Origin of the sequence: Streptomyces sp. NPDC006365 (genome assembly GCF_042870755.1) — a bacterium.
GTDB classification, from domain to species: domain Bacteria; phylum Actinomycetota; class Actinomycetes; order Streptomycetales; family Streptomycetaceae; genus Streptomyces; species Streptomyces xiangluensis.
In genome coordinates this window covers 155,370-174,257 of sequence record NZ_JBIAHS010000005.1, presented here as the reverse complement: position 1 = coordinate 174,257, position 18,888 = coordinate 155,370, and the positions used below count along the sequence as shown (strand labels likewise).

Below are 18,888 nucleotides of genomic sequence, written 5' to 3'. Positions count from 1 at the left end.
GCACCGGCGGCCGGGAAGGCCTTCTTGCGTACGCGGCTGCCCTGTGCGTCGGCGTGCTACACGGGCGGCCACGGGATCGCGGGCCACTCCCCCGAGGGCTCCGGGTGCCGTCCCGTGGTGAGCAGATCGATGACACGCGCGCGCGTGGCGTCCAGTTCGGCCGGAGTGATGAGCTCGGCCAGCCGCAGGCCCAGCGCCCCCTCGAGTGCGTCCTTGAGTCCCCCGAGAACGTCGACGGCCTCAGGGGTGAGTTTCTGCCCCGCCCAGCCCCACAGCAGCGTGCGCAGCTTGTTCTCGGTGTTGAAAGTCACTCCGTGGTCGATGCCGTACAGCAGCCCCTCACTGGTGGGCAGCAGATGCCCACCCTTGCGGTCGGCGTTGTTGATCACGGCGTCGAGTACGGCGAGCCTGCGCAGCCGCTCGTCGTCGGCATGCACGAGCAGCGCCGTACGCCCCTGACCGACCTCGGCGAACCCGATGGCCTTCCAGCCCTCGCCGGGCTCCTCACCGTCGACCAGCGCGAGCAGCTCGGCACCGGGCACCGGCTCGACCCACTGCTGGCACATGCCCTCGCCATACGGCCCGTCGCGCAGCACGGTGGCGGGGACGAGTCCCCAGCCGGTCGCCTCGGACACCTCGTAGGCGGCGACCTCCCGCTGGGCGAGGGTCCCGTCGGGGAAGTCCCACAGCGGGCGCTCGCCGGCGACCGGCTTGTAGACGCAGGGCTCGGTGCGGTCCTCGTACGTCACATCGCACAGGAGGACCGCGTTGGAGGCCTCACGCACCTGGCCGCGCACCGACAGCTCGCCCTCGGCGAGCAGCTCGGCCGTGCTCACGCCTCGCGGCGGTATCCGTTCTGGCGCGGACATACGTGTCCTTCCGGATCGAGCGGGAGACTGCACAGCGGGCAGGGCGGCCGTCCCGCGTTGACGACGTCGAGGGCGCGCTTGGCGAAGGCCCTGGCCTGTGCGCCGGTGAGGCGGACCCGGAGCATCGGCGGGCCGTTCTCCTCGTCCTGCAGGAGCCTCTCCTCGGCTGCGGCGAGGTCCTCCTCCGAGTCGGCGTCCAGCTCGACGAGTGCCTGCGCCTCGACGATCATGCGCTGTTCGTCACCGTCCCAGGCCAGCGCCATGGTGCCGACCCGGAACTCCTCCTCCACGGGAGCCTCCAGAGGGGCGGTGTCGGAGACCTCCGTCGGGGCCACCGCCGGGACGGCCGCACTGCCTCCCGTACGTCGTACGACCTCGTCGAGAAGCTCGTCCATCCGCTCGGCGAGCGCCGCCACCTGCGTCTTCTCCAGAGCCACGCTGGTCACCCGGGGTCCGGCCGTGGCCTGCAGGAAGAAGGTACGGCGCCCGGGCAGCCCGACCGTACCGGCCACGAAACGGTCCGGTGGGTCATAGAGGAACACCTGACGGGACACGTCCTGTCTCCATTGGATCGAGTGCTTCTGCCATCGACTGCGTGTGCTGCCGGCAACTGCTGCGCTGCTTCGACCGCTTCACCCTACTGCGGCCGACGATCACGGTGCGCCCGCACTGCCACCGACCGTGGCGTCACCGCCCGGGGGCTCCTCGTGCGGTGCGAGGGAGGCGAAATCGCCGGTGTCCCCGAGGCGTACGAGAAATGGCCGCAGCCGTGTGTAGCGGATCGCGGTGATGGAACACGGTTCTACGGAAATCCGCTGGAAGAGATCCAGATGAAGCCCCAGTGCGTCCGCGACGAGGGACTTGATGATGTCGCCGTGGGAGCACATGAGGTAGACGGCGTCGGAGCCGTGATCGCGCTCCACGCGCGCGTTCCACTCGCGTACGGCTTCGGCGGCCCGGGTCTGCATCGCCCGCATGGACTCGCCGCCGGGGAACGCCGCGGCGGACGGATGCGCCTGTACGACCTCCATCAGCGGCTCGTCCTTCAGCTCGGCGAGCTTGCGCCCCGACCAGTCGCCGTAGTGGCACTCCCCGATGCGCTCGTCGGTGTGCGCGCGCAGTTCGGGCCGGGCGTCGAGCAGGGGCCGCAGGGTCTCCTGGCAGCGCTGCAGGGGGCTGGTGACGACCTCGGATATCGGCAGCCCGGCGAGCCGCCCGGGCAGCGCGGCGGCCTGTTCGGCGCCGCGCTCGTCGAGGGATACGCCGGGCGTCCACCCGGCGAGCAGTCCCGCGGTGTTGGCGGTGGAACGTCCGTGCCGGACAAGGATCAGCGTGGGCATGCGGCCCAGCGTAAGCCGCCGCCGTGATGTGCCACGGTTCGGGAGGTACCGGAGTACCGGAGTACCGCGGGGTCACTCGTCGGGCTCCACGCGCGCGTGCCCCGTACTCGTGTTGTGCACGAGCGGCACGCGCGCGTGGCTCACGCCGTTACGCGAACTCGGGAGCCGCCGATTCCGGTCCGCTCAGGGCGTCGCGACGCTCGGGCATCTCCAGGGAGACCATGCGGCGCCAGCCGCCGAGCCGCTCGTACAGGTAGATGGCGTGGATACCCGCGGCGAGGACACCGGACTTGGCCTTCGACCAGCCGAGAATGCGCCCCATGTTGGCCATCACGGCGAGGCTGACGTCCCGGTAGATGCGGATCTCGGCGAGCGCGCACTCGCGCAGGGTGCGCTGGATCATCCGGCCGTGGCCCGCTGCCGCGAAGCGCAGCAGTTCCTCGTGGCAGTACGCCAGGTGGTTGTCCTCGTCGTGGGAGATCATCTTGACCGCCCGACCGATGTCGGGGTGGTCGGCGAAGTACTTGCGGAGGAGCTCCATCTCCTCGGAGGCACGCTGTTCGGTGACCCTGCTGTGCGCGAGGTAGGTGACGATGTCCTGGACGGTGAGCGCCTGGTCGCCCTTGAGCTTCTCGTGGGCGAGACCGATGCCGTTGTTCTCCAGGAGCATGGTGTAGTCGGTGGCCGGCGGGACCTCGACGGGTTCGAGGCCGCGCTTCTTCATGAGGGCGTTGAAGATGCGCCCGTGCTTGTCCTCGTCGGCGCCGTGGCGGGTGATCTTGGGTGCGAGCGCGCGCTCGCTCTCTGGTACGAGTGCCGCGATGCGCGCGTTCTCCCAGCCGCCCTGCGACTCCCCGCTGGCGGCGATGGAACAGAAGAGCTGGAACGACTCGTCGTGGTCGAGGATCTCCTGGAACAGACTCTTGGCCGAAAGCATCACTGCCCCTTCCCTGCAGAACTCCGCAAAGAACGAGTCAAATGCGCTACCAGGGGCGCGGCAACACCTGTGTCGGACAAATCCTCCGAACGATGGACACCCACGGCCTCCGCGGCGCGTAACCACGGGCACCGTCGGCGCGTTGTTCCCCGTGACGGCCGTGGCGGGGTCGACCCCCGAGCCCCCACCACGGCCGCAGAAACTTCCGGTTGCCGATCCGGTGTCACACCGATGTCATACTCCGGCCGGTCTCACAGCCCGGCGCGTTCGAGGGCCTCGGTACCGGCGCGGAGGGAGGCGAGCCGCTCGTCCAGGGTGAAACCCGCGGGGGCCAGGCTGAGCGTGGTGACACCCGCCTCGGCGTAGGCCTTCATGCGGTCGGCGATCCGGTCCACGGAGCCGAGCAGCGTGGTCTGGTCGATCAACTCGTGCGGTACGGCGGATGCGGCGCCCTGCTTGTCGCCGGACAGGTACTTCTCCTGGATCTCGGCGGCCTCCTTCTCGTAACCCATGCGCCGGGCGAGCTGGTTGTAGAAGTTCTGCTTGGGGCTGCCCATGCCGCCGACGTACAGCGCGGTGTACGGGCGGAAGGTGTCGGCGAGCGTGGTCACGTCCTTGTCGTCGCCGACAGCGAGCGGCAGCGTCGGGCAGACGTCGAAGCCGTCCATGGTCCGGCCGGCCTTCTCGCGCCCCGCGCGCAGGTGCCGCAGTGTGGTCTCCTCCAGGTGCTCGGCGGAGGGGAAGATCAGCAGGGCGCCGTCGGCGATCTCACCGGTCTGTTCCAGGTTCTTGGGGCCGATCGCCGCGATGTAGAGCGGGATGTGCTCGCGCTGCGGGTGCACGGTCAGCTTGATGGGCTTGCCCGGGCCGTCCGGCAGCGGCAGCGTCCAGTGCTCGCCCTCGTACGACAGACGTTCGCGGGTCATCGCCTTGCGGATGATCTCGACGTACTCGCGGGTGCGGGCCAGCGGCTTGTCGAACTTGACCCCGTACCAGCCCTCGGAGACCTGGGGTCCGGAGACGCCGAGGCCGAGGCGGAAGCGGCCGCCGGAGAGCGAGTCGAGGGTCGCGGCGGTCATCGCGGTCATCGCGGGCTGACGGGCCGGGATCTGGAAGATGGCCGAGCCGACGTCGATGCGCTCGGTCTTGGCGGCGACCCAGGCGAGCACGGTGGCCGCGTCCGAGCCGTACGCCTCTGCGGCCCAGCAGACCGCGTAGCCCAGGCGGTCGGCCTCCTTGGCCACGGCGAGATTGTCTGCGTCCATTCCGGCGCCCCAGTAGCCGAGGTTGATCCCGAGCTGCATGGCCGATCCCCTTACTGATCAGTAACGTCCCTTGGGCGGCACCCTAGCGCGCCCTCGGGCCCGGCGGCAGGGAGGACTGACGAGGACGGGTTCTGGGACGGGTCCGGGGACGGGTTCTGGGACGGGTCCGGGGACGGGTTCTGGGACGGCTTCGGGCTCGGGTGATCCTGGTTGTCCACAGGGTCCCCCCGCACTGACTTCGGGCCAGTAATCTCAGCCGACATGGAGCAGAGGCATCTCGGCCGTACCGGCCTGCGTGTGTCCAGGATCGGACTCGGCACCCTCACCTGGGGCCGGGACACCGACGAGCACGACGCCGCGGACCTGTTGAAGGCGTTCTGGGAGGCGGGCGGCACCCTCGTCGACACGGCGGATGTGTACGGCGACGGGGAGGCCGAGTATCTGCTCGGGCAGCTCATGGAGGGGCTGGTGCCGCGCCGGGACCTGGTGATCTCGACGAAGGCGGGGAGCGTGCCGGACCCGGACCGGCGCTTCGACGGTTCGCGCGGGCATCTGCTCTCCGCGCTCGACGCCTCGCTGGCGCGGCTCGGCACGGACTATGTGGATCTTTGGCAGGTCCACGCCTTCGATCCCGAGACGCCGCTGGAGGAGACCCTGCAGGCCCTCGACCTCGCGGTCAGCAGCGGTCGCGCCCGGTATGCCGGGGTGTCCAACTTCTGTGGCTGGCAGCTCGCCAAGGCGGCGACCTGGCAGCTCGCGGCGCCCGGGATACGGACCCGGCTGTCCAGCACGCAGATGGAGTACTCCCTGCTGCAGCGCGGCGTCGAACGCGAAGTGCTGCCCGCGGCCATGGACCTGGGCATCGGGCTGCTCCCGTCTTCGCCCCTGGGCCGGGGCGTGCTGACGGGCAAGTACCGCAGCGGCACGCCCGCGGACTCCCGGGGTGCGTCGGAGCACCTGGCGCCGTTCGTCGCGCCGTATCTGGACGAAGCGGCGAGCAGCATCGTGGATGCGGTGACGACCGCCGCGGACGGGCTCGCGGTGACACCGCTGCAGGTGGCCCTCGCATGGGTCCGCGACCGGCCCGGCGTCGCCGCCCCCATCATCGGGGCGCGCAACGCACTGCAGCTCACGGCCGCGTTGTCAGTGGAGGCCCTTAGTCTTCCTGACGAGATCTGCCGAGCGCTCGACGATGTGTCGGCGCCCGTGCACCGCTATCCCGATCACGACTGGAGCACGCTGTGACCACGGATCCCGCTGCCGCGCAATCCGCTCCCGCGGAGGAAGCCGAGCCGGGGGCGCCGAACGTCGGCCCGGGGGCCGAGTCGGGCGCCGGGGCGGGGGCGCCCGAGGTTGGGGAGCCTGGGGCGGAGAAGGGTGCCTCGGGCGAGGGGGCGGCGGGCGCCGTTGATCCGGCCGGTGCCGGGGGCGGTCGCGGGGACGTCGAGGGCAGCGCTGCCCCGGACAGCGATTCCGGTGAGGGCGACGCCGCGGCCCGCAGTGAGGGCTCGGAGGAGGGGTCCTCAGGCGCTGCGGGGGAAGCCGCCGCGGCCGGTGAACTGTCCGAAACCGAGGCCGAATTGGCCGCGCAGCGGGAGTTGCGGGAGCGGATCGAGCGGCGGAAGGCCGAGAAGAAGGGGGCCGTCGAGAGCGGGACGAAGCTGAGCGGGGCGGCGGCCGATCTGCTCGCGGCCGTGCGTGCGGTGGAGAGTGGGGAGAAGCCCGGGGACAGCGTCTTCAGCGAGGCTGAGCCGACGCCGCGCAGGGTCGCGCCCGAGCCGGTTCGACGGCCGCAGCCCGTGACCTCGTCCGCCGCCGCACCGGTGCCGGCCGAGGCCGTCGACGCCGTACGGGCCGTACTCCTCGAAGGTGGCGCACCCGAAGCGCTCGCGCCGCAGGTCACCGCGGCCCTCGGGGAGGGAGCGGACGGACAACTGCGCGAGGATCCCTGGCAGTTGCTGCGTGTGGCGGGGGTGCGGCCGGAGCAGGCGGACGGGTTCGCCAGGGCGCTGCTGGGCGCGGAGTGCGGGCCCGGAGACGAGCGTCGGGGCCGGGCGGTCACCGTATGGCTCCTGGAACAGGCGGCCCTCGTCGGGCACACCGCCCTGGAAGCCCCCGCGCTCAGCACCGCGCTCGCGCAGCGCGCCGTGCCGGATCCGGACGCAGCCGTGCAGAGCGCCATCGCCGAGGGTGACGCCCTGGTGTTCCAGGACGCGCTGGACGAGCCCGGCGCGCCGACGGCGTCCAGGCAGTCCGGTGACGAGGCCGAGGAGGGTGAGCAGGAGCGGCCGGTACGCGTCCTCGTCGGCCTGGAGCGGTACGCGCTCGCCGAGGAGAGCCTCGCCGACGGGCTCGCGCGCGTGGTCAACTCGCTGCCCAAGGAGGACGGTTCGGCCGGCGACTGGGAGTCGGCCGCGACGGGCTCCGCCGCGGAACTGATCCGTGCCGTCGCGGGACACGGCATCGTGCTCCACACCGGCGGCGAGGCGTCCCGCGCGGAACCCGCGGCCCTGGTCGCCGCTGCCCGGGCGATGGGTCTGCGGGTGTGCGCGGCCACGCACAGCGTGGACGGACGGCAGCGGTTCGCGGCACTGCTCGCGCGAGCCGAGCAGCGGGAGCCGACAGCCGAGCCCCAGGAAACCGTGGCCACCGTCGCGGGTCTGCTGTCCGGGGCCGAGGGACCTGGCCGGGACGCGGACGGCCTGCTGCGGACCGATCTGCTGGTCGTGCTGGACGCCCCCCAGCTGGACGTGGAGAGCGCGGCGATGCTGGCCGAGTCGCTGCCCGACGGGGCGCGGCTTGTGCTGAGCGGTGACCCCGGAGTCCTGTGGTCGGTGGGGCCCGGGCGCGTCTTCGCCGATCTGCTCGCGGCGCGGGTGTGCCCGCAAGTCGCCTCGCGGACACCGGACCCCGGCCCGATCGGTGAGCTGGTCTCGGGCATCGGCGTGGGCGAGCTGAACCAGGTGGAGGCCCCCGGCAAGGAGGTGGTGATCGTCCCGGTGCGCGACGCCGGCGAGGCGGTGCACCGCACCGTGCAGCTGGTCGCGGACTCGGTGCCACGGGCGATCGGGATCCCGGCGGAGCAGACCCAGGTGATCACGCCGGGCCATGGCGGCGCGGCAGGCACCCGGGTGCTGAACGCCGCGCTGAAGGAGCGGCTCAACCCGGGCCCGGGCCGCTTCGGCGGCTTCGACCCCGGCGACCGGATCGCCTACACGCCCGCTCCGGGCCGTACGGCGTCCGGCCACGTGGTGAAGGCCGACGCCGAGGGCCTGCACCTGGAGTGCGCGGGCGCCCCCGTGGTCGTGCCGAAGGAGCGGGTCGAGCAGGCCGTACGCCACGGCTGGGCGCTCACCGCCCACCAGGCGGTCGGCCGGCGCTGGCCCGCCGTGATCGTGGTCCTGCCCGGCGACGCAGCCCAGACCCTGACCAGACCCTGGATCTACACGGCCTTCGGTCGCGCCCAACGCCACCTCTCCGTGGTCCACGGCGTAGAACAGGCCCTGCCCCAGGCAGTGGCGGACATCCCGGCCAAGCCTCGCACGACCCGGCTGCCCACCCTGCTCAAGGCGCAGGTCCCGACGGCAGGCTGATCCCGCACGAGTGGTGGCCGCGGCGCTCACGGTGCCGCCGACATCGCACGCGATACCGGCCGGGGCCCACCGCCCCGGGCCGACCGCCCCGGGCCGACCGGGCGGCGAGATGGCCGACGGCCGGGCGCCCGCGGTCCCCACCGCGCCGGACTCCTGCCCGAGCGGCCGAGCCGTGCAGGGGGTGTGGGTGTGCCTCCCGACCCGCACCTCAGCCACCAAACACCGGTGGCGGTCACAGACCCAACAGCCCGTGACCGCCACCCGTGCGAACCCTCCGCGAACCTGCTCAGCGATCCGCGTCCAGCGGCTCCAGGTCGTCGTCCAGCCCTGCACCGTGAGCCGGACCGCGGCCGTTCGAGCTGCTGTCGTCCAGGTCGTCTTCGGGCTCCTCGTCGAAGACCGCGCTGACGTCGAAGCGGCAGACGATCCGCTGGGGATCCGCCCCCTCGAAGGGGGCGTCCAGCCATTCGCCGGGCTCGGACGGTTCGTCCGCCGCGGTGACCCACAGCGTGGAGTCACCTTCCTCCAGGCCGAACTCCTTGTGCCGGGAAGCGATTTCGTCCGGCTCGAACTCGCCGAACAGCACGCCCAGCGCACCGTGCACGGTGCCGGCCGCCGCGTCGAAGCCCGCGGCCGCCGCCCCCGACTCCTCCACGGCCTCCACCCGCTGGGCCTGCGCCAGCAGGCGCTGCGGTTCCACGACTGCGTAGTCGCGGCGGATCAGCACGCTCAGCGCGTTCGGCTCCTCGGGCCCGGTGTACGGCGGCAGGGTGTCTTCCGTACCGGGGATCTCGAAGGGCGTGACCTCGTCATAGAGGTCGTAGAGGAGCTCGTCGTACTCCTCGGCGGCCGAAGCCAACTCGTTGAACGCCTCGTAGACGGCCGGGTCGTCCTCCCCCGACCTGCGCTCGACCGCCGCAAGGTGGCGGTCGAGCGCAGTCTTGATCGCCTCGGCGGCGGCGCGTACCTCGGCAGCGGTGGGCTGCGCAGCATCAGACATAGTGCAGACGCTATCCGTACCGGGCCTCTGCCCGCACAATAGATGCGATGCCGGAATACGAATTTGTCGACGTGTACGTGCCGCGCGGGGTCTCCCGCAAGGAAACGACGCGTCTACTGACGGACCATGCGGAGTACGGACACTGGGAGTTGGACCGCCTCAGCCTGCACCCCGACGGCAGCCGCAGGGTGCGGTTGCGGCGGCGGATCATCCGCCAGGTGCGTGCCACGTGGTGACACTGAGTGGCTGAAACGGAGCGGGCCCCGCGGTCGCGGGGCCCGCTCCGTTTCGGCAGGTGGTCGGTGCTTTCCGTGCCGTGTTACGCCGCGGCCCGAGCCTTGCGGTAGAGCACGGCGCCCATCAGCAGCGCGCCCGCGCCCACCGGCAGCACGAGGCCGATCGGCAGCTCGCTGCCGGTCGCCGCGAGCTGCGCGGCACCCTTGGGCTGCGCAACGGCCTGGGTGTCCGGGTTGTTCGGCTTCGAGGCGCCCACCCGCTCCTCGTCCGCGGACGGCGGCTGCTGCGGCGTGCCCGGCTGTTCCTGGTCGCCGGGGTTGCCCGGAGGCGTCTGCTCCCCGTGGCCGGGAGGCGACGTCTCGTGATCGCCCCCGGTGTTGGCGCAGTCGTTGCCCGCGGCTTCGTTGCCGATACCGCCGACGTTGACACCGTTGCCGCAGACGTTGACCGGCACGTCCACCGGGGCCTGCACATGGTTGCCGGAGCCGATGCCGGATGAGTCACTGGTGTGTCCGCCGGTCTGCGAGCCGCTGCCGGAGGAGTTGTCGGAACCCCCGTCCTCGTTGGCGCAGCTGTTGCCGACCGCCGGGTTGAGCAGCCCGACCACGTTCACGGTGTTGCCGCAGACGTTCGCCTGCACGTCGACCGGTACCTCCACCGAGTTCCCCGAGAGCACGCCCGAGGAGTCGGAGGAGGAGCCGTTCGCGCCCGAGTCGGCGTGTGCGTAACCGCCGGTGACGGCCAGGACGCCGGTGGCTGCCGCCACGGTCATCAGGCCCTTGCGGGTGACCTGTCGCATAGCTTTTCCCTGCCTTGTTGCTTCAGGAATGCGCACGCGCCCAGTGCGCGTACGCGGAATGCGGAATGCGGAATGCCCGGCGGCCCCGGAGTGCGTGGCGCGCACTCCGGGGCCGCGGACTCAGACCCTCTTGGGGGTGAAGCGCAACGTCACGCGTTGATGCAGGTGTTGCCGAAGGCGGGGTTCAGCAGCCCGATCACAGAGACCGTGTTGCCGCACACGTTCGACTGCACGTGGACCGGCGCCTGAACGACGTTGCCCGAAAGCACGCCGGGCGAGTGCATGGCAGCCCCCTGAGCACCCGCGTCGGCAGCCGCAACTCCCGCACCAGCGAGAACGAGGCCACCAGTGGCAGCCGCAGCAGCGACGACCTTCTTGATCATTATTCCTCCTTGTTGGCAATGCGATCCTGGTCGCGGATCGCATCACCTGTAACGAGGAGGGAGTAATAGGGCTACGAGCCTATGAGCGCATTCACCCTTCTCAGTCAACTCCGCACGCGCTGGCGATTATTGGAGTTTCGTTTCAGCGCGTTAATTCCGGACAGGTCGTTGTTCAGGACGCCTCGATGAAGCGGTCCAGCACCCGCACGCCGAACTTCAGGGCATCGACCGGCACCCGCTCGTCGACACCGTGGAACATGCCCGCGAAGTCCAGCTCCGGCGGAAGCTTCAGCGGGGCGAAACCGAAGCAGCGGATGCCGAGGTCGTCGAAGGACTTGGCGTCCGTGCCCGCCGAGAGCATGTACGGCACGGCGCGCGCGATCGGGTCCTCGGCGGACAGCGCGGTCTGCATGGCGTCGACGATGGCCCCGTCGAAGGTGGTCTCCAGCGCCTTGTCGGCGTGCACGTCCTCCCGCTTCACCTGAGGGCCGAGGATCCGGTCCAGGTCGGCGAGGAACTCCTCCTCGTAGCCCGGCAGATAGCGGCCGTCGACGTGCGCGGTCGCCTGGCCCGGAATCACGTTCACCTTGTAACCGGCGCCCAGTTGCGTCGGGTTGGCGGTGTTCTGCAGCGAGGCGCCGATGAGCTTGGCGATGCCGCCGAGCTTGGCGAGCGTCTCGTCCATGTTCTCCGGATCGAGCTCGGTGCCGAGGGCGTCGCCCAGCTCGTCGAGGAAGTGCCGCAGTGTCTTCGTCACGCGCACCGGGAACTTGTGCCGGCCGAGCCGCCCGACGGCTTCGGAGAGTTCGGTGATGGCGTTGTCCCGGTGGATCATCGAACCGTGTCCGGCGGTGCCGTCCACGGTCAGCTTCATCCAGTGCATGCCCTTCTGGGCGGTCTCGACGAGATACAGCCGCAGCTTCTCGTTGACGGTGAAGGAGAATCCGCCGACCTCGCCGATCCCCTCGGTCACGCCCTCGAAGAGGTCCGGGTGCTTGGCGACGAGGTGCTTCGCGCCGAACTTGCCGCCGGCCTCCTCGTCCGCCAGGAAGGCCAGCACGAGGTCACGGGGCGGCTTGCGTCCGCCGCGCAGCCGGTCGCGTACGACCGCGAGGGTCATCGCGTCCATGTCCTTCATGTCGACGGCGCCCCGGCCCCACACACAGCCGTCCGCGATCTCGCCGGAGAAGGGGTGGTGGGTCCAGTCCGAGGCGTTGGCGGGTACGACGTCGGTGTGGCCGTGGATGAGCAGCCCGGGCCGCGATCGGTCCTCGCCCTCGATCCGGACGACTGTGGAGGCGCGACCCTTGTGCGACTCGAAGATCTGCGGTTCGAGCCCCACCTCGGCGAGCTTCTCGGCGACGTACTCGGCGGCCCTGCGCTCACCCGGGCCCGAGTGGTCGCCGTAATTGCTGGTGTCGATCTGGATCAGCTCGCGGCAGAGGTCGACGACCTCGTCCTCACCGGTGATGCTCCTGGCCGTATCCGACTCACTCACGCTGCTGCCTCCCACGGTCACTGCTGCCTCTCCCCCTCATCCTCCCTCTCGGACCCGCCCCGCCCAAGGCCGGGACCGGCCCGTCACACGGGGTTCACACCCCGCGGGCCTGTGATCGGGAGCCTTCGGAAGCCTGGTAATGTTTCCTCTGTCGCCGCGGGGTCATCCCCGCACGACCTACACCTTGTCCGGGTGGCGGAATGGCAGACGCGCTAGCTTGAGGTGCTAGTGCCCTTTATCGGGCGTGGGGGTTCAAGTCCCCCCTCGGACACTGACCGTATCCCCAACTTGTGCGGGTCGAGCTGAGCCTCGGCCCGCACGAGCTGTTTTCCGGGGTTGCGGGGGTTGGTCAGAGCCACCTCGCGCAACTTCGAGCCGCATACCGGGCTGCGCCCGCCGCCGCGCGAGCCCGTCGTCCAGCCCGGTGACCTCGGCTACAGCGACGCCGACGGCGACCTGTACATCACCGCCCGACGCGATGAACTGACCAAGATCCAGGGCATCCGTGTCATGCCCGCGGAGATCGAGCCAACCGGTGGTTCTCCGGAGCTCGCTGAGATACCGGCCATGAGAGGAAGTCCGGACCGGTCAGAGGGGACAGACACCGGAGAGCCGAGCGACAGGGGCAGTGACCGACATACCCGCACCCTGATGGTGTCTTGGCTCGTCCGGTCTCAGCGACGGCGCACTCCTGCGAAGTAGGTGGCGAGTTCCGAAGTGAGCGTCGGCCAAACCACCGGGTCGTGTCCCGGGACCAGGCGGTATCCGCGCTCGGCAGCGATTCGCTTGAGCTGACGAATCGGTTCCACGGTGGCTTCCGGATCGACGTCCACTGCGCCACCGACGGGCAGTTCCTGTTCGATGTTCTCCGTCAAGTCCGCCGCGTCGAAAGCAAAGACGAACCCGCCACCGCCCACCGACGCGTCCAGATCCACCACGAAGCTCTGATGTCCCGGAGTGTGCCCGGCCGTGAGTACCGCAGTCACTCCCGGCGCGATCTCGGCGTCACCATCAGCGGTACGCCAGTCGATCGAGGGGTCGTCGAAATCGACCCGGTATATCGCGTGCTGCTCGGGTGCGGGTGAGCCGGACAGCCCGTAGTCCAGTTCCCTGCGCTGTACGTGGACCGGTACGCGGCCGGCGAAATGCTTCAGCCCGCCTGCGTGGTCGTAGTGCAGATGGCTCAGGCCGACAGCATGGATCTCGTCGATGCCGATGCCCGCCCTGGCCAGTGCCTCCTCCAACGGCTCTCCCGGGCCGGGCAGAATCGCCCGGAAGTCCGGCCGGCCGTGGAACCTCCGACGTAGCGCCGGGTCGTTGATCAGCGCCGTGTTGAAGCCGGTGTCCAGCAGCAGCCAGCCGCCGTCGCAGTGCAGCAGCACGCCGGGAACCGGTTCGCGTAGACGCTGCTCGGGCGACGCTCCGTGCACCGATACCGACTTCGGCAGATCTTCCCAGCCCAGGGTGAGCAGCACGATCTCCCGTACGCCACTCGACATGTCTCTGTCTCCCTCTCTTGCACCGACTGGCGTTCGGCACGGCCGACCCGACCGTACACACCGGTCGATGAACCCGGCGGTGGGGCCGACGGCCCTGCGCCGACCGGGATCACGTTCGCCACCGGAGCACCGTCGGCCAAGTTGTCCCGGAGTCGGTCCATGTCCGATATCGGGCCGTCCCGCCGGCCGGGAGCGACGACACGACGTCGGAGTCAGCCACTGACGACGGAGGAGTGCTGGTCGCGGACGAGGTCCTCGATCACGGTGCGCATCCCGAGGAACTCCGCGGTGCGCCGGTCCGTGAGCGAGCGCTCCGCGGGCAGGTCGACGGCCATCTCGGAGGCCACCCGCCCCGGGTTGCTGGCGAGTACGAGCACCCGCTGCGCCAGGAATACGGCCTCTTCGACGTCGTGCGTGACCATGACCACGGTTGTACCGGTGTCCTGCCAGACCTTACGGAGGAAGATCTGCATGTCCTCCTTGGTCTGCACGTCCAGCGCTCCGAACGGCTCGTCCAGCAGCAGGACATGCGGTTCGCAGGCCAAGGCGCGGGCGATGGCCACCCGTTGCCGCTGCCCGCCAGACAGCTTGCCGGGCAGAGTGTCGGCGTAGGCGGTGAGACCGACCTCCTCCAGATACCAGGCGACCCGTGCGGCGCGCTCGGCTCGGGGAATCCGCAGCAGTTCCAGCCCGAACCCGACGTTGTCCGCAACCGTGCGCCAGGGAAACAGCTCTCCCGTCTGGAAAACCAGCCCCCGGTCCGGTCCCGGCCCTGTGACCGGCTCCTCGTCCAAGGTGATCGAACCTTCCGTCGGCGCCGCGAGGCCGGCGATCAGAGAGAGCAGCGTGGACTTGCCCGACCCGCTCGCGCCCACCACACACACGAACTCACCGGGTGTGACGGAGATGTCGATGCCCTCCAGCACCCGCTGCGTACCGCCGGCGACCGGAAAGTCCTTCACCACGCCGGTCAGCAGCAACCCCGGGGTCAAACCGTCCACCTCCCCACTCTGTCGCGCAGCAGCCGCAATCCCACGTCCATCACGATGCCGATCACTCCGATCACGACCAGGACCGCGAAGATACGGTCGGTCTGCAGGAAACGCTGGGACCGGATGATCCGGTATCCGAGCCCCGAAGTCGCCGCGAAGAGTTCGGCGATCACCAGAAAGTTCCAGGCTGCCGCGGCGTTGACCCGGGCAGCGTCGATGATGCCGGGCAGCGCGTGCGGCAGGATCACCTTGCGGATCAGCACGCCCGGACCCGCCCCGAGCGTGCTCGACACCTCCAGCAGCCGACGCGGCACCTGCCGTACCACGTCGGCGACCATCAGGATGTTGAAGAACACCACGCCGAGGACGAGGACCATCAGCTTGGACGGTTCGCCCAGTCCCAGCCAAATGATCAGGAGGGGGACGAAGGCGCTGGCCGGCCAATAGCGCACGAGCCCGACGGCCGGCTCCAGCAGCGCGAGGGCCCATCGCCAAATGCCCATGGCGAAGCCCAGCGGAACGGAGATCGCCAGCGCCAGGCCGAAGCCGAACAGCACCCGCCGGACGCTGGCCATCGTGTCGGTGAGCAGTTCGCCGGAGCGGGCCATCTCCACGCCGGCCTGCCACACCGCGACGGGAGAGGGCAGGAAGGTGGGATCCACCGTCTTGGTCGCGCTCAACGCCACCCACGCCCCCAGGGGGGCCAGGACGGAGACGGTCCGCAGCACCCACCGAGCCGCCGAGGAGATCTCGCGGCCCGGTGCCAGCCATCTGCGAGCCGATGGTGCGGGACGGAGGGGCAGTTCCGGCCAGTCGGAGCGGCCGCGCGTTTCCTGGGTGAGATTCCGGGTCCGCGCGGTGGAGGTGAGTCCTTCGGCAGGGCTCATCCCGCGGTGCTCGCCTTCTTGATGAAGGTCGGGTCGAGCAGCCCGTCCAGCTTCGGCGCCGTGTCGACCAGCTTGCTGCTGACCAGGAAGTCGGCGATCTTCTTGGCCTGGTAATCGAGGTTGGCGTCGGCGCTGCCGGGGGTGAATGCCTCGATGTTGGCCTTGGTGCCGAACAGCGTCGTGCCCTCGTCGTAGGCCTCGTAGTCGGCGACGCTCACCCCGCCTCGCTTGGCCATGATGGCCACGGCCTCGTCGTGGTGAGCCGTGATCCAGTCGAGCGTCTCGAACCATGTGTCCACCAGCGCCTGGACCGTCTTGGGGCTGTTCTTGGCCAGTTCGGGTGAGACGACGGTGTGGTCGGGGATGGAACCGGGGAAGTCCCTGGACGAGGCGATCACCTTGCTGCCCTTGAGCTTCAGGGCCGTCGTGGTGAACGGCGCGAACACTCCCACGGCGTCGACCTTCCCGGCGGCGAACGCCGCCGCGGCGGCGTCGGTGGGAAGGGGTTTGAAGTTCACGTCCTTCTCGGACAGTCCGGCCTTCTCCAGCGCCAGGAGCAGCAGGAAGTGGTCGACGGTGCCCTGTTCCGCGGCGACCGTCTTGCCCTTGAGATCAGCGACGGTTTCGATACCCTGACGGGCGATGATCGCGTCGTTGCCGGTGGAGTTGTCATTGGTCAGCACGATGGTCTGCTGAGACCCGCCGGCCACCGAGGCGAGGGTGTCGTTGAGGGTCTGGCTGTTGGCGTTGATGCTGCCGGTGGCCATCGCGTTGAGGCTGTCGGTGTAGCTGTCGAAATACTTCAGTTCCACCTGGATGCCGTTCTTGGTGAACAGCCCCTTTTCGTCGGCCACCTGCCAGGGGAACCACCCCGGCCAGGCGCTGAATCCGAGGGTGATCTTCTCGCCGCCGCTGCCGGCGGACGTGTCCGATTCGGCCGAGCCGCAGGCCGTCAGGGTAGGTGAGGCGGCGGCAAGGCCGAGGCCCAGAGCCGCCTGGATGAGCGTTCTTCTCTTCATCGCGCTGTTCCTTTCTTAGCTTCGCGTTGTGGTGCTGTGTGGACCTGAGTGGACCGAAGAGCGTGCCGTCGATGTCGGGGCGGTCGGGGCCTCGTCGGGCTCCGAGCGTTTCCCTCCTCGCCGCAGACATACGTGGTGCGGCAATTGAGCCCCGCGTTCTGGCTGGTCAATTACGGTGTGCCGGATGGACGAACCGCTCGGACCGGCCGAGGCGGGGGCGGCTGCGCGGGATACGAGGTGGATGGTGGGGCTGTCGCTCCGGCCAGCGGCGGCGACTCCAACCGGCCACGTTCGACGGTCTGGACGAGGGCGCCGACCACCCTTGCCAGGAGCGTCCGGCCGAGCGCGGCCGACGCCTCCGAGGGGCGGCCCGTCACGCCGTTACGGGTGACGTGTCCGGCGGGGTGACTGAAGACCAGGTCCGCGGTGCGGTCGGGGTCGTCGGCACCGCTCGCTGCCTCCTGGTCCACGAGGTGCGGGGCGAGTACGTACATCAGCGAGGTCTCGGCCCGGTTTCCGTGCCAGTCCGCCGCGTCGGCACTGACTTCCGCGGCCACGGTCGGATCGGTCGTCCACCATTCGCGCAGCCCGATGTACAGGTCCGGTCGACTGCAGCGGATGTCGTCGATGGCCACTCGCAGTACCGCGGTGTTGCCCACGTGGCCGTTGACCAGGAGGATTCGCCGGATCCCGGAATGACTCGCCCACTCGGCGTAGGCCTCGACGATCGCGCGCAGCGTGTCCGGGGTGAGTGACAGCGTTCCCGGGAACTGCGTGCCGTGCCACCTGCTGACTCCGATGCTGATGGCGGGCAGCACGAGCGCGCCGGTGGCCGCGCTCACCCGGTCGCAGATGGCCTGCGCGATGATCGTGTCGGTTGCGGTCGGCAGATGGGGCCCGTGCTGCTCGGTCGCGCCGACCGGTATCAACGCGACATGGTCGGGGTCCGCAGCGAGCAGGTCGCCGATGGCCGGACCTGTCAGGTTCTCCCACGATGTCACGGCGTCCATGGCGTCGTCCGATGTCTCCATTGGCCCGGCGCCGTCAGAAGAACTTCAGGTAGCGGTCGCGTTCCCACTGGGATATGTGGGCGTGATACTCCTCCCACTCCCGAAGCTTCTCCTGGACGAATGCCGCATGCATCTGAGGGCCCATCACCTCCTGGCACAGTGAGTCCTCCTGAAAGGCCTCCATGGCTTCCAGCAGGTTGCGCGGAAGCGAGGAGATGCCGCGTGCCGACAGTTCCGTCTCGGACAGCAGGTACAGGTTGTCCGTGTTGGGCAGGCCGGGGTCGAGGTCCTCCCGGATGCCCTCCAGCCCGGCTGCGAGTACCAGGGCGGTGGCCAGATACGGATTCATCGCCGCGTCCGCGGCCCGGCACTCGACCCGCCCGCCGCCCATGGGGATCCGCAGCATGTTCGTACGGTTGTTGTCGCCGTAGGCGGCGAACACCGGGGCCCAGGTGAATCCGGACAGACTGCCCGACTTGACCAGGCGCTTGTAGCTGTTGACGGTGGGAGCGATCACGGCGCTGATGCTTCTGGCGTGGCGAAGGACGCCGGCGATGAACTGGTATCCGAGCGTGGAGAGTCCGCAGCCGCGAGGATCGGCGGGTTCCTCGAAGAGGTTCGTTCCCTCTCCGTCTGCCAGCGACATGTTCATGTGGGCGCCGCTGCCGGTCTGATTGGCGAACGGCTTCGGCATGAACGACCCGTAGACACCGTGGCGGCGCGTGATCTCGCCCAGCATGAGCTTGAAGAAGGTGAGGCGATCGGCCATGCCGAGTGCGTCGGTGTAGGCGAAGTCGATCTCGAACTGGCCGTTGCCGTCCTCGTGATCGAAGGAGTACACGCCCCAGCCGAGGGCGTTCATGGCGGTGACGAGTTCGTCGACGACCGGGAAGGACCGCAACAGGGTTCGCAGGTCATAGCAGGGCTTGGCAAGGGAATCGGACTCCTCGACGGGTTCCGGACCGTTCTCGCCGTCTCGCAGGATGAAGAACTCGGTCTCTATTCCCACGTTGCACACGAAGCCGAGTTCGGCGGCCCGCGCCTGTGACCGCTTCAGGATCTGGCGGCTGCACGCCTCGAACGTCGCGCCGTTCAACCACAGATCGCTCGGGAACCATGTGATGTCCTGCTGCCAAGGCACGGCGATACCGCGCGCCAGGTCGGGCACCGCAGCGACCTCGTCGTCGTTGACCTCCTGAGGCACCCCGTCAAGGGCCGCCCCGGTGAAGAGTTCGGAGCCGGACGCGGCACCGTCGAGATGGCCGAGCGGGACGACCTTCGCCTTCGGCTTCCCGTGCATGTCCACGAAGCTGATGGCGGCGTATCGGACACCCGCCCCGGCCAACTCCGAGCGCACCGTGCTGACGTCAACCGGCTGATCGCCGTACGGCAAGGGTTGGCGCTTGGTGGTGAGAGTGATGTCCACGTCTGCCTGATGCCCTTCGGTAGCGGGTCACGGGTCGCAGCTGTGCACGGTGACCTGCGGGGAGAGGAGGAATCCGAAATGGCCGATCGTTCATCTCGTGGCCGGAAACGTACGGACGGGCGGTTTCCGGTGAG

Annotated in this window: 18 protein-coding genes and 1 tRNA gene; 4 read left to right on the top strand and 15 right to left on the bottom strand. The window is 69.7% G+C overall.

The genetic code is table 11. The features are described 5' to 3' along the window. Positions 1–56 precede the first annotated feature (56 nt). The 5 genes from ACFYO0_RS16795 to ACFYO0_RS16775 form a co-directional block, all read right to left on the bottom strand. Positions 57–869, bottom strand: a complete 813-nt coding sequence (locus ACFYO0_RS16795; RefSeq protein ID WP_388675856.1) for an SCO1664 family protein — start codon at positions 867–869, stop codon at positions 57–59. Further along, positions 833–1,423: a DUF3090 domain-containing protein gene (locus tag ACFYO0_RS16790; RefSeq protein ID WP_386344444.1), complete on the bottom strand. Its 591-nt coding sequence runs from the start codon at positions 1,421–1,423 to the stop codon at positions 833–835. The genes ACFYO0_RS16795 and ACFYO0_RS16790 overlap by 37 nt, the downstream gene beginning before the upstream one ends. Positions 1,424–1,522: 99 nt before the next feature. Further along, positions 1,523–2,209: a histidine phosphatase family protein gene (locus tag ACFYO0_RS16785; protein ID WP_386344443.1), complete on the bottom strand. Its 687-nt coding sequence runs from the start codon at positions 2,207–2,209 to the stop codon at positions 1,523–1,525. Between the two features lie 148 nt (positions 2,210–2,357). After that, complete coding sequence (locus tag ACFYO0_RS16780; protein ID WP_388675853.1) at positions 2,358–3,146, bottom strand: ferritin-like domain-containing protein; 789 nt, start codon at positions 3,144–3,146, stop codon at positions 2,358–2,360. A gap of 251 nt (positions 3,147–3,397) precedes the next feature. Next, positions 3,398–4,450: an LLM class F420-dependent oxidoreductase gene (locus ACFYO0_RS16775; RefSeq protein ID WP_388675851.1), complete on the bottom strand. Its 1,053-nt coding sequence runs from the start codon at positions 4,448–4,450 to the stop codon at positions 3,398–3,400. Between the two features lie 222 nt (positions 4,451–4,672). Between ACFYO0_RS16775 and ACFYO0_RS16770 the strand changes: the two genes are divergently transcribed. Beyond that, positions 4,673–5,656: an aldo/keto reductase gene (locus tag ACFYO0_RS16770; RefSeq protein WP_344393456.1), complete on the top strand. Its 984-nt coding sequence runs from the start codon at positions 4,673–4,675 to the stop codon at positions 5,654–5,656. Further along, positions 5,653–8,004 carry an ATP-binding domain-containing protein gene (locus tag ACFYO0_RS16765; RefSeq protein ID WP_388675848.1) on the top strand — a complete coding sequence of 784 codons (2,352 nt, stop codon included), beginning with the start codon at positions 5,653–5,655 and terminating at the stop codon, positions 8,002–8,004. Before ACFYO0_RS16770 ends, ACFYO0_RS16765 begins: the two co-directional genes overlap by 4 nt. A 286-nt stretch (positions 8,005–8,290) precedes the next feature. Here ACFYO0_RS16765 and ACFYO0_RS16760 read toward each other — a convergent pair whose 3' ends face one another. Further along, positions 8,291–9,004, bottom strand: a complete 714-nt coding sequence (locus ACFYO0_RS16760; protein WP_388675846.1) for a hypothetical protein — start codon at positions 9,002–9,004, stop codon at positions 8,291–8,293. Positions 9,005–9,051: 47 nt separating this feature from the next. Between ACFYO0_RS16760 and ACFYO0_RS16755 the strand changes: the two genes are divergently transcribed. Further along, a complete protein-coding gene (locus ACFYO0_RS16755) occupies positions 9,052–9,240 on the top strand; it encodes a DUF5703 family protein (RefSeq protein WP_033323315.1) in 189 nt (62 codons plus the stop codon). An 83-nt stretch (positions 9,241–9,323) separates the two neighbouring features. On the opposite strand, the gene ACFYO0_RS16750 is transcribed toward ACFYO0_RS16755, so the two are convergent. The 3 genes from ACFYO0_RS16750 to ACFYO0_RS16740 form a co-directional block, all read right to left on the bottom strand. Beyond that, positions 9,324–10,040, bottom strand: a complete 717-nt coding sequence (locus tag ACFYO0_RS16750) for a chaplin (RefSeq protein WP_388675844.1) — start codon at positions 10,038–10,040, stop codon at positions 9,324–9,326. 149 nt (positions 10,041–10,189) lie between these two features. Beyond that, positions 10,190–10,423 carry a chaplin ChpH gene (chpH, locus tag ACFYO0_RS16745; RefSeq protein WP_386344430.1) on the bottom strand — a complete coding sequence of 78 codons (234 nt, stop codon included), beginning with the start codon at positions 10,421–10,423 and terminating at the stop codon, positions 10,190–10,192. Positions 10,424–10,595: 172 nt separating this feature from the next. After that, on the bottom strand, positions 10,596–11,921 hold the full coding sequence (locus ACFYO0_RS16740; protein ID WP_388675841.1) for a M20/M25/M40 family metallo-hydrolase: 1,326 nt from the start codon (positions 11,919–11,921) through the stop codon (positions 10,596–10,598). Between the two features lie 186 nt (positions 11,922–12,107). Here ACFYO0_RS16740 and ACFYO0_RS16735 point away from each other — a divergent pair. After that, positions 12,108–12,192, top strand: a tRNA-Leu gene (locus ACFYO0_RS16735). 403 nt (positions 12,193–12,595) lie between these two features. On the opposite strand, the gene ACFYO0_RS16730 is transcribed toward ACFYO0_RS16735, so the two are convergent. The 6 genes from ACFYO0_RS16730 to glnT form a co-directional block, all read right to left on the bottom strand. Continuing rightward, a complete protein-coding gene (locus ACFYO0_RS16730; protein WP_388675838.1) occupies positions 12,596–13,420 on the bottom strand; it encodes an N-acyl homoserine lactonase family protein in 825 nt (274 codons plus the stop codon). A gap of 212 nt (positions 13,421–13,632) precedes the next feature. After that, complete coding sequence (locus ACFYO0_RS16725; protein WP_388675836.1) at positions 13,633–14,421, bottom strand: ABC transporter ATP-binding protein; 789 nt, start codon at positions 14,419–14,421, stop codon at positions 13,633–13,635. Beyond that, positions 14,409–15,299 (bottom strand): ABC transporter permease, encoded by an 891-nt coding sequence (locus ACFYO0_RS16720; protein ID WP_388675833.1) that lies wholly within the window; start codon positions 15,297–15,299, stop codon positions 14,409–14,411. Before ACFYO0_RS16720 ends, ACFYO0_RS16725 begins: the two co-directional genes overlap by 13 nt. Further along, positions 15,296–16,318 carry an ABC transporter substrate-binding protein gene (locus ACFYO0_RS16715; protein WP_388675830.1) on the bottom strand — a complete coding sequence of 341 codons (1,023 nt, stop codon included), beginning with the start codon at positions 16,316–16,318 and terminating at the stop codon, positions 15,296–15,298. Before ACFYO0_RS16715 ends, ACFYO0_RS16720 begins: the two co-directional genes overlap by 4 nt. 170 nt (positions 16,319–16,488) lie before the next feature. Next, positions 16,489–17,349 carry a creatininase family protein gene (locus tag ACFYO0_RS16710; protein WP_388675828.1) on the bottom strand — a complete coding sequence of 287 codons (861 nt, stop codon included), beginning with the start codon at positions 17,347–17,349 and terminating at the stop codon, positions 16,489–16,491. A 13-nt stretch (positions 17,350–17,362) separates the two neighbouring features. Continuing rightward, positions 17,363–18,754, bottom strand: coding sequence for a type III glutamate--ammonia ligase (gene glnT / locus ACFYO0_RS16705; protein ID WP_388675825.1), 1,392 nt, complete (start codon positions 18,752–18,754; stop codon positions 17,363–17,365). Between the last annotated feature and the right edge of the window lie 134 nt (positions 18,755–18,888).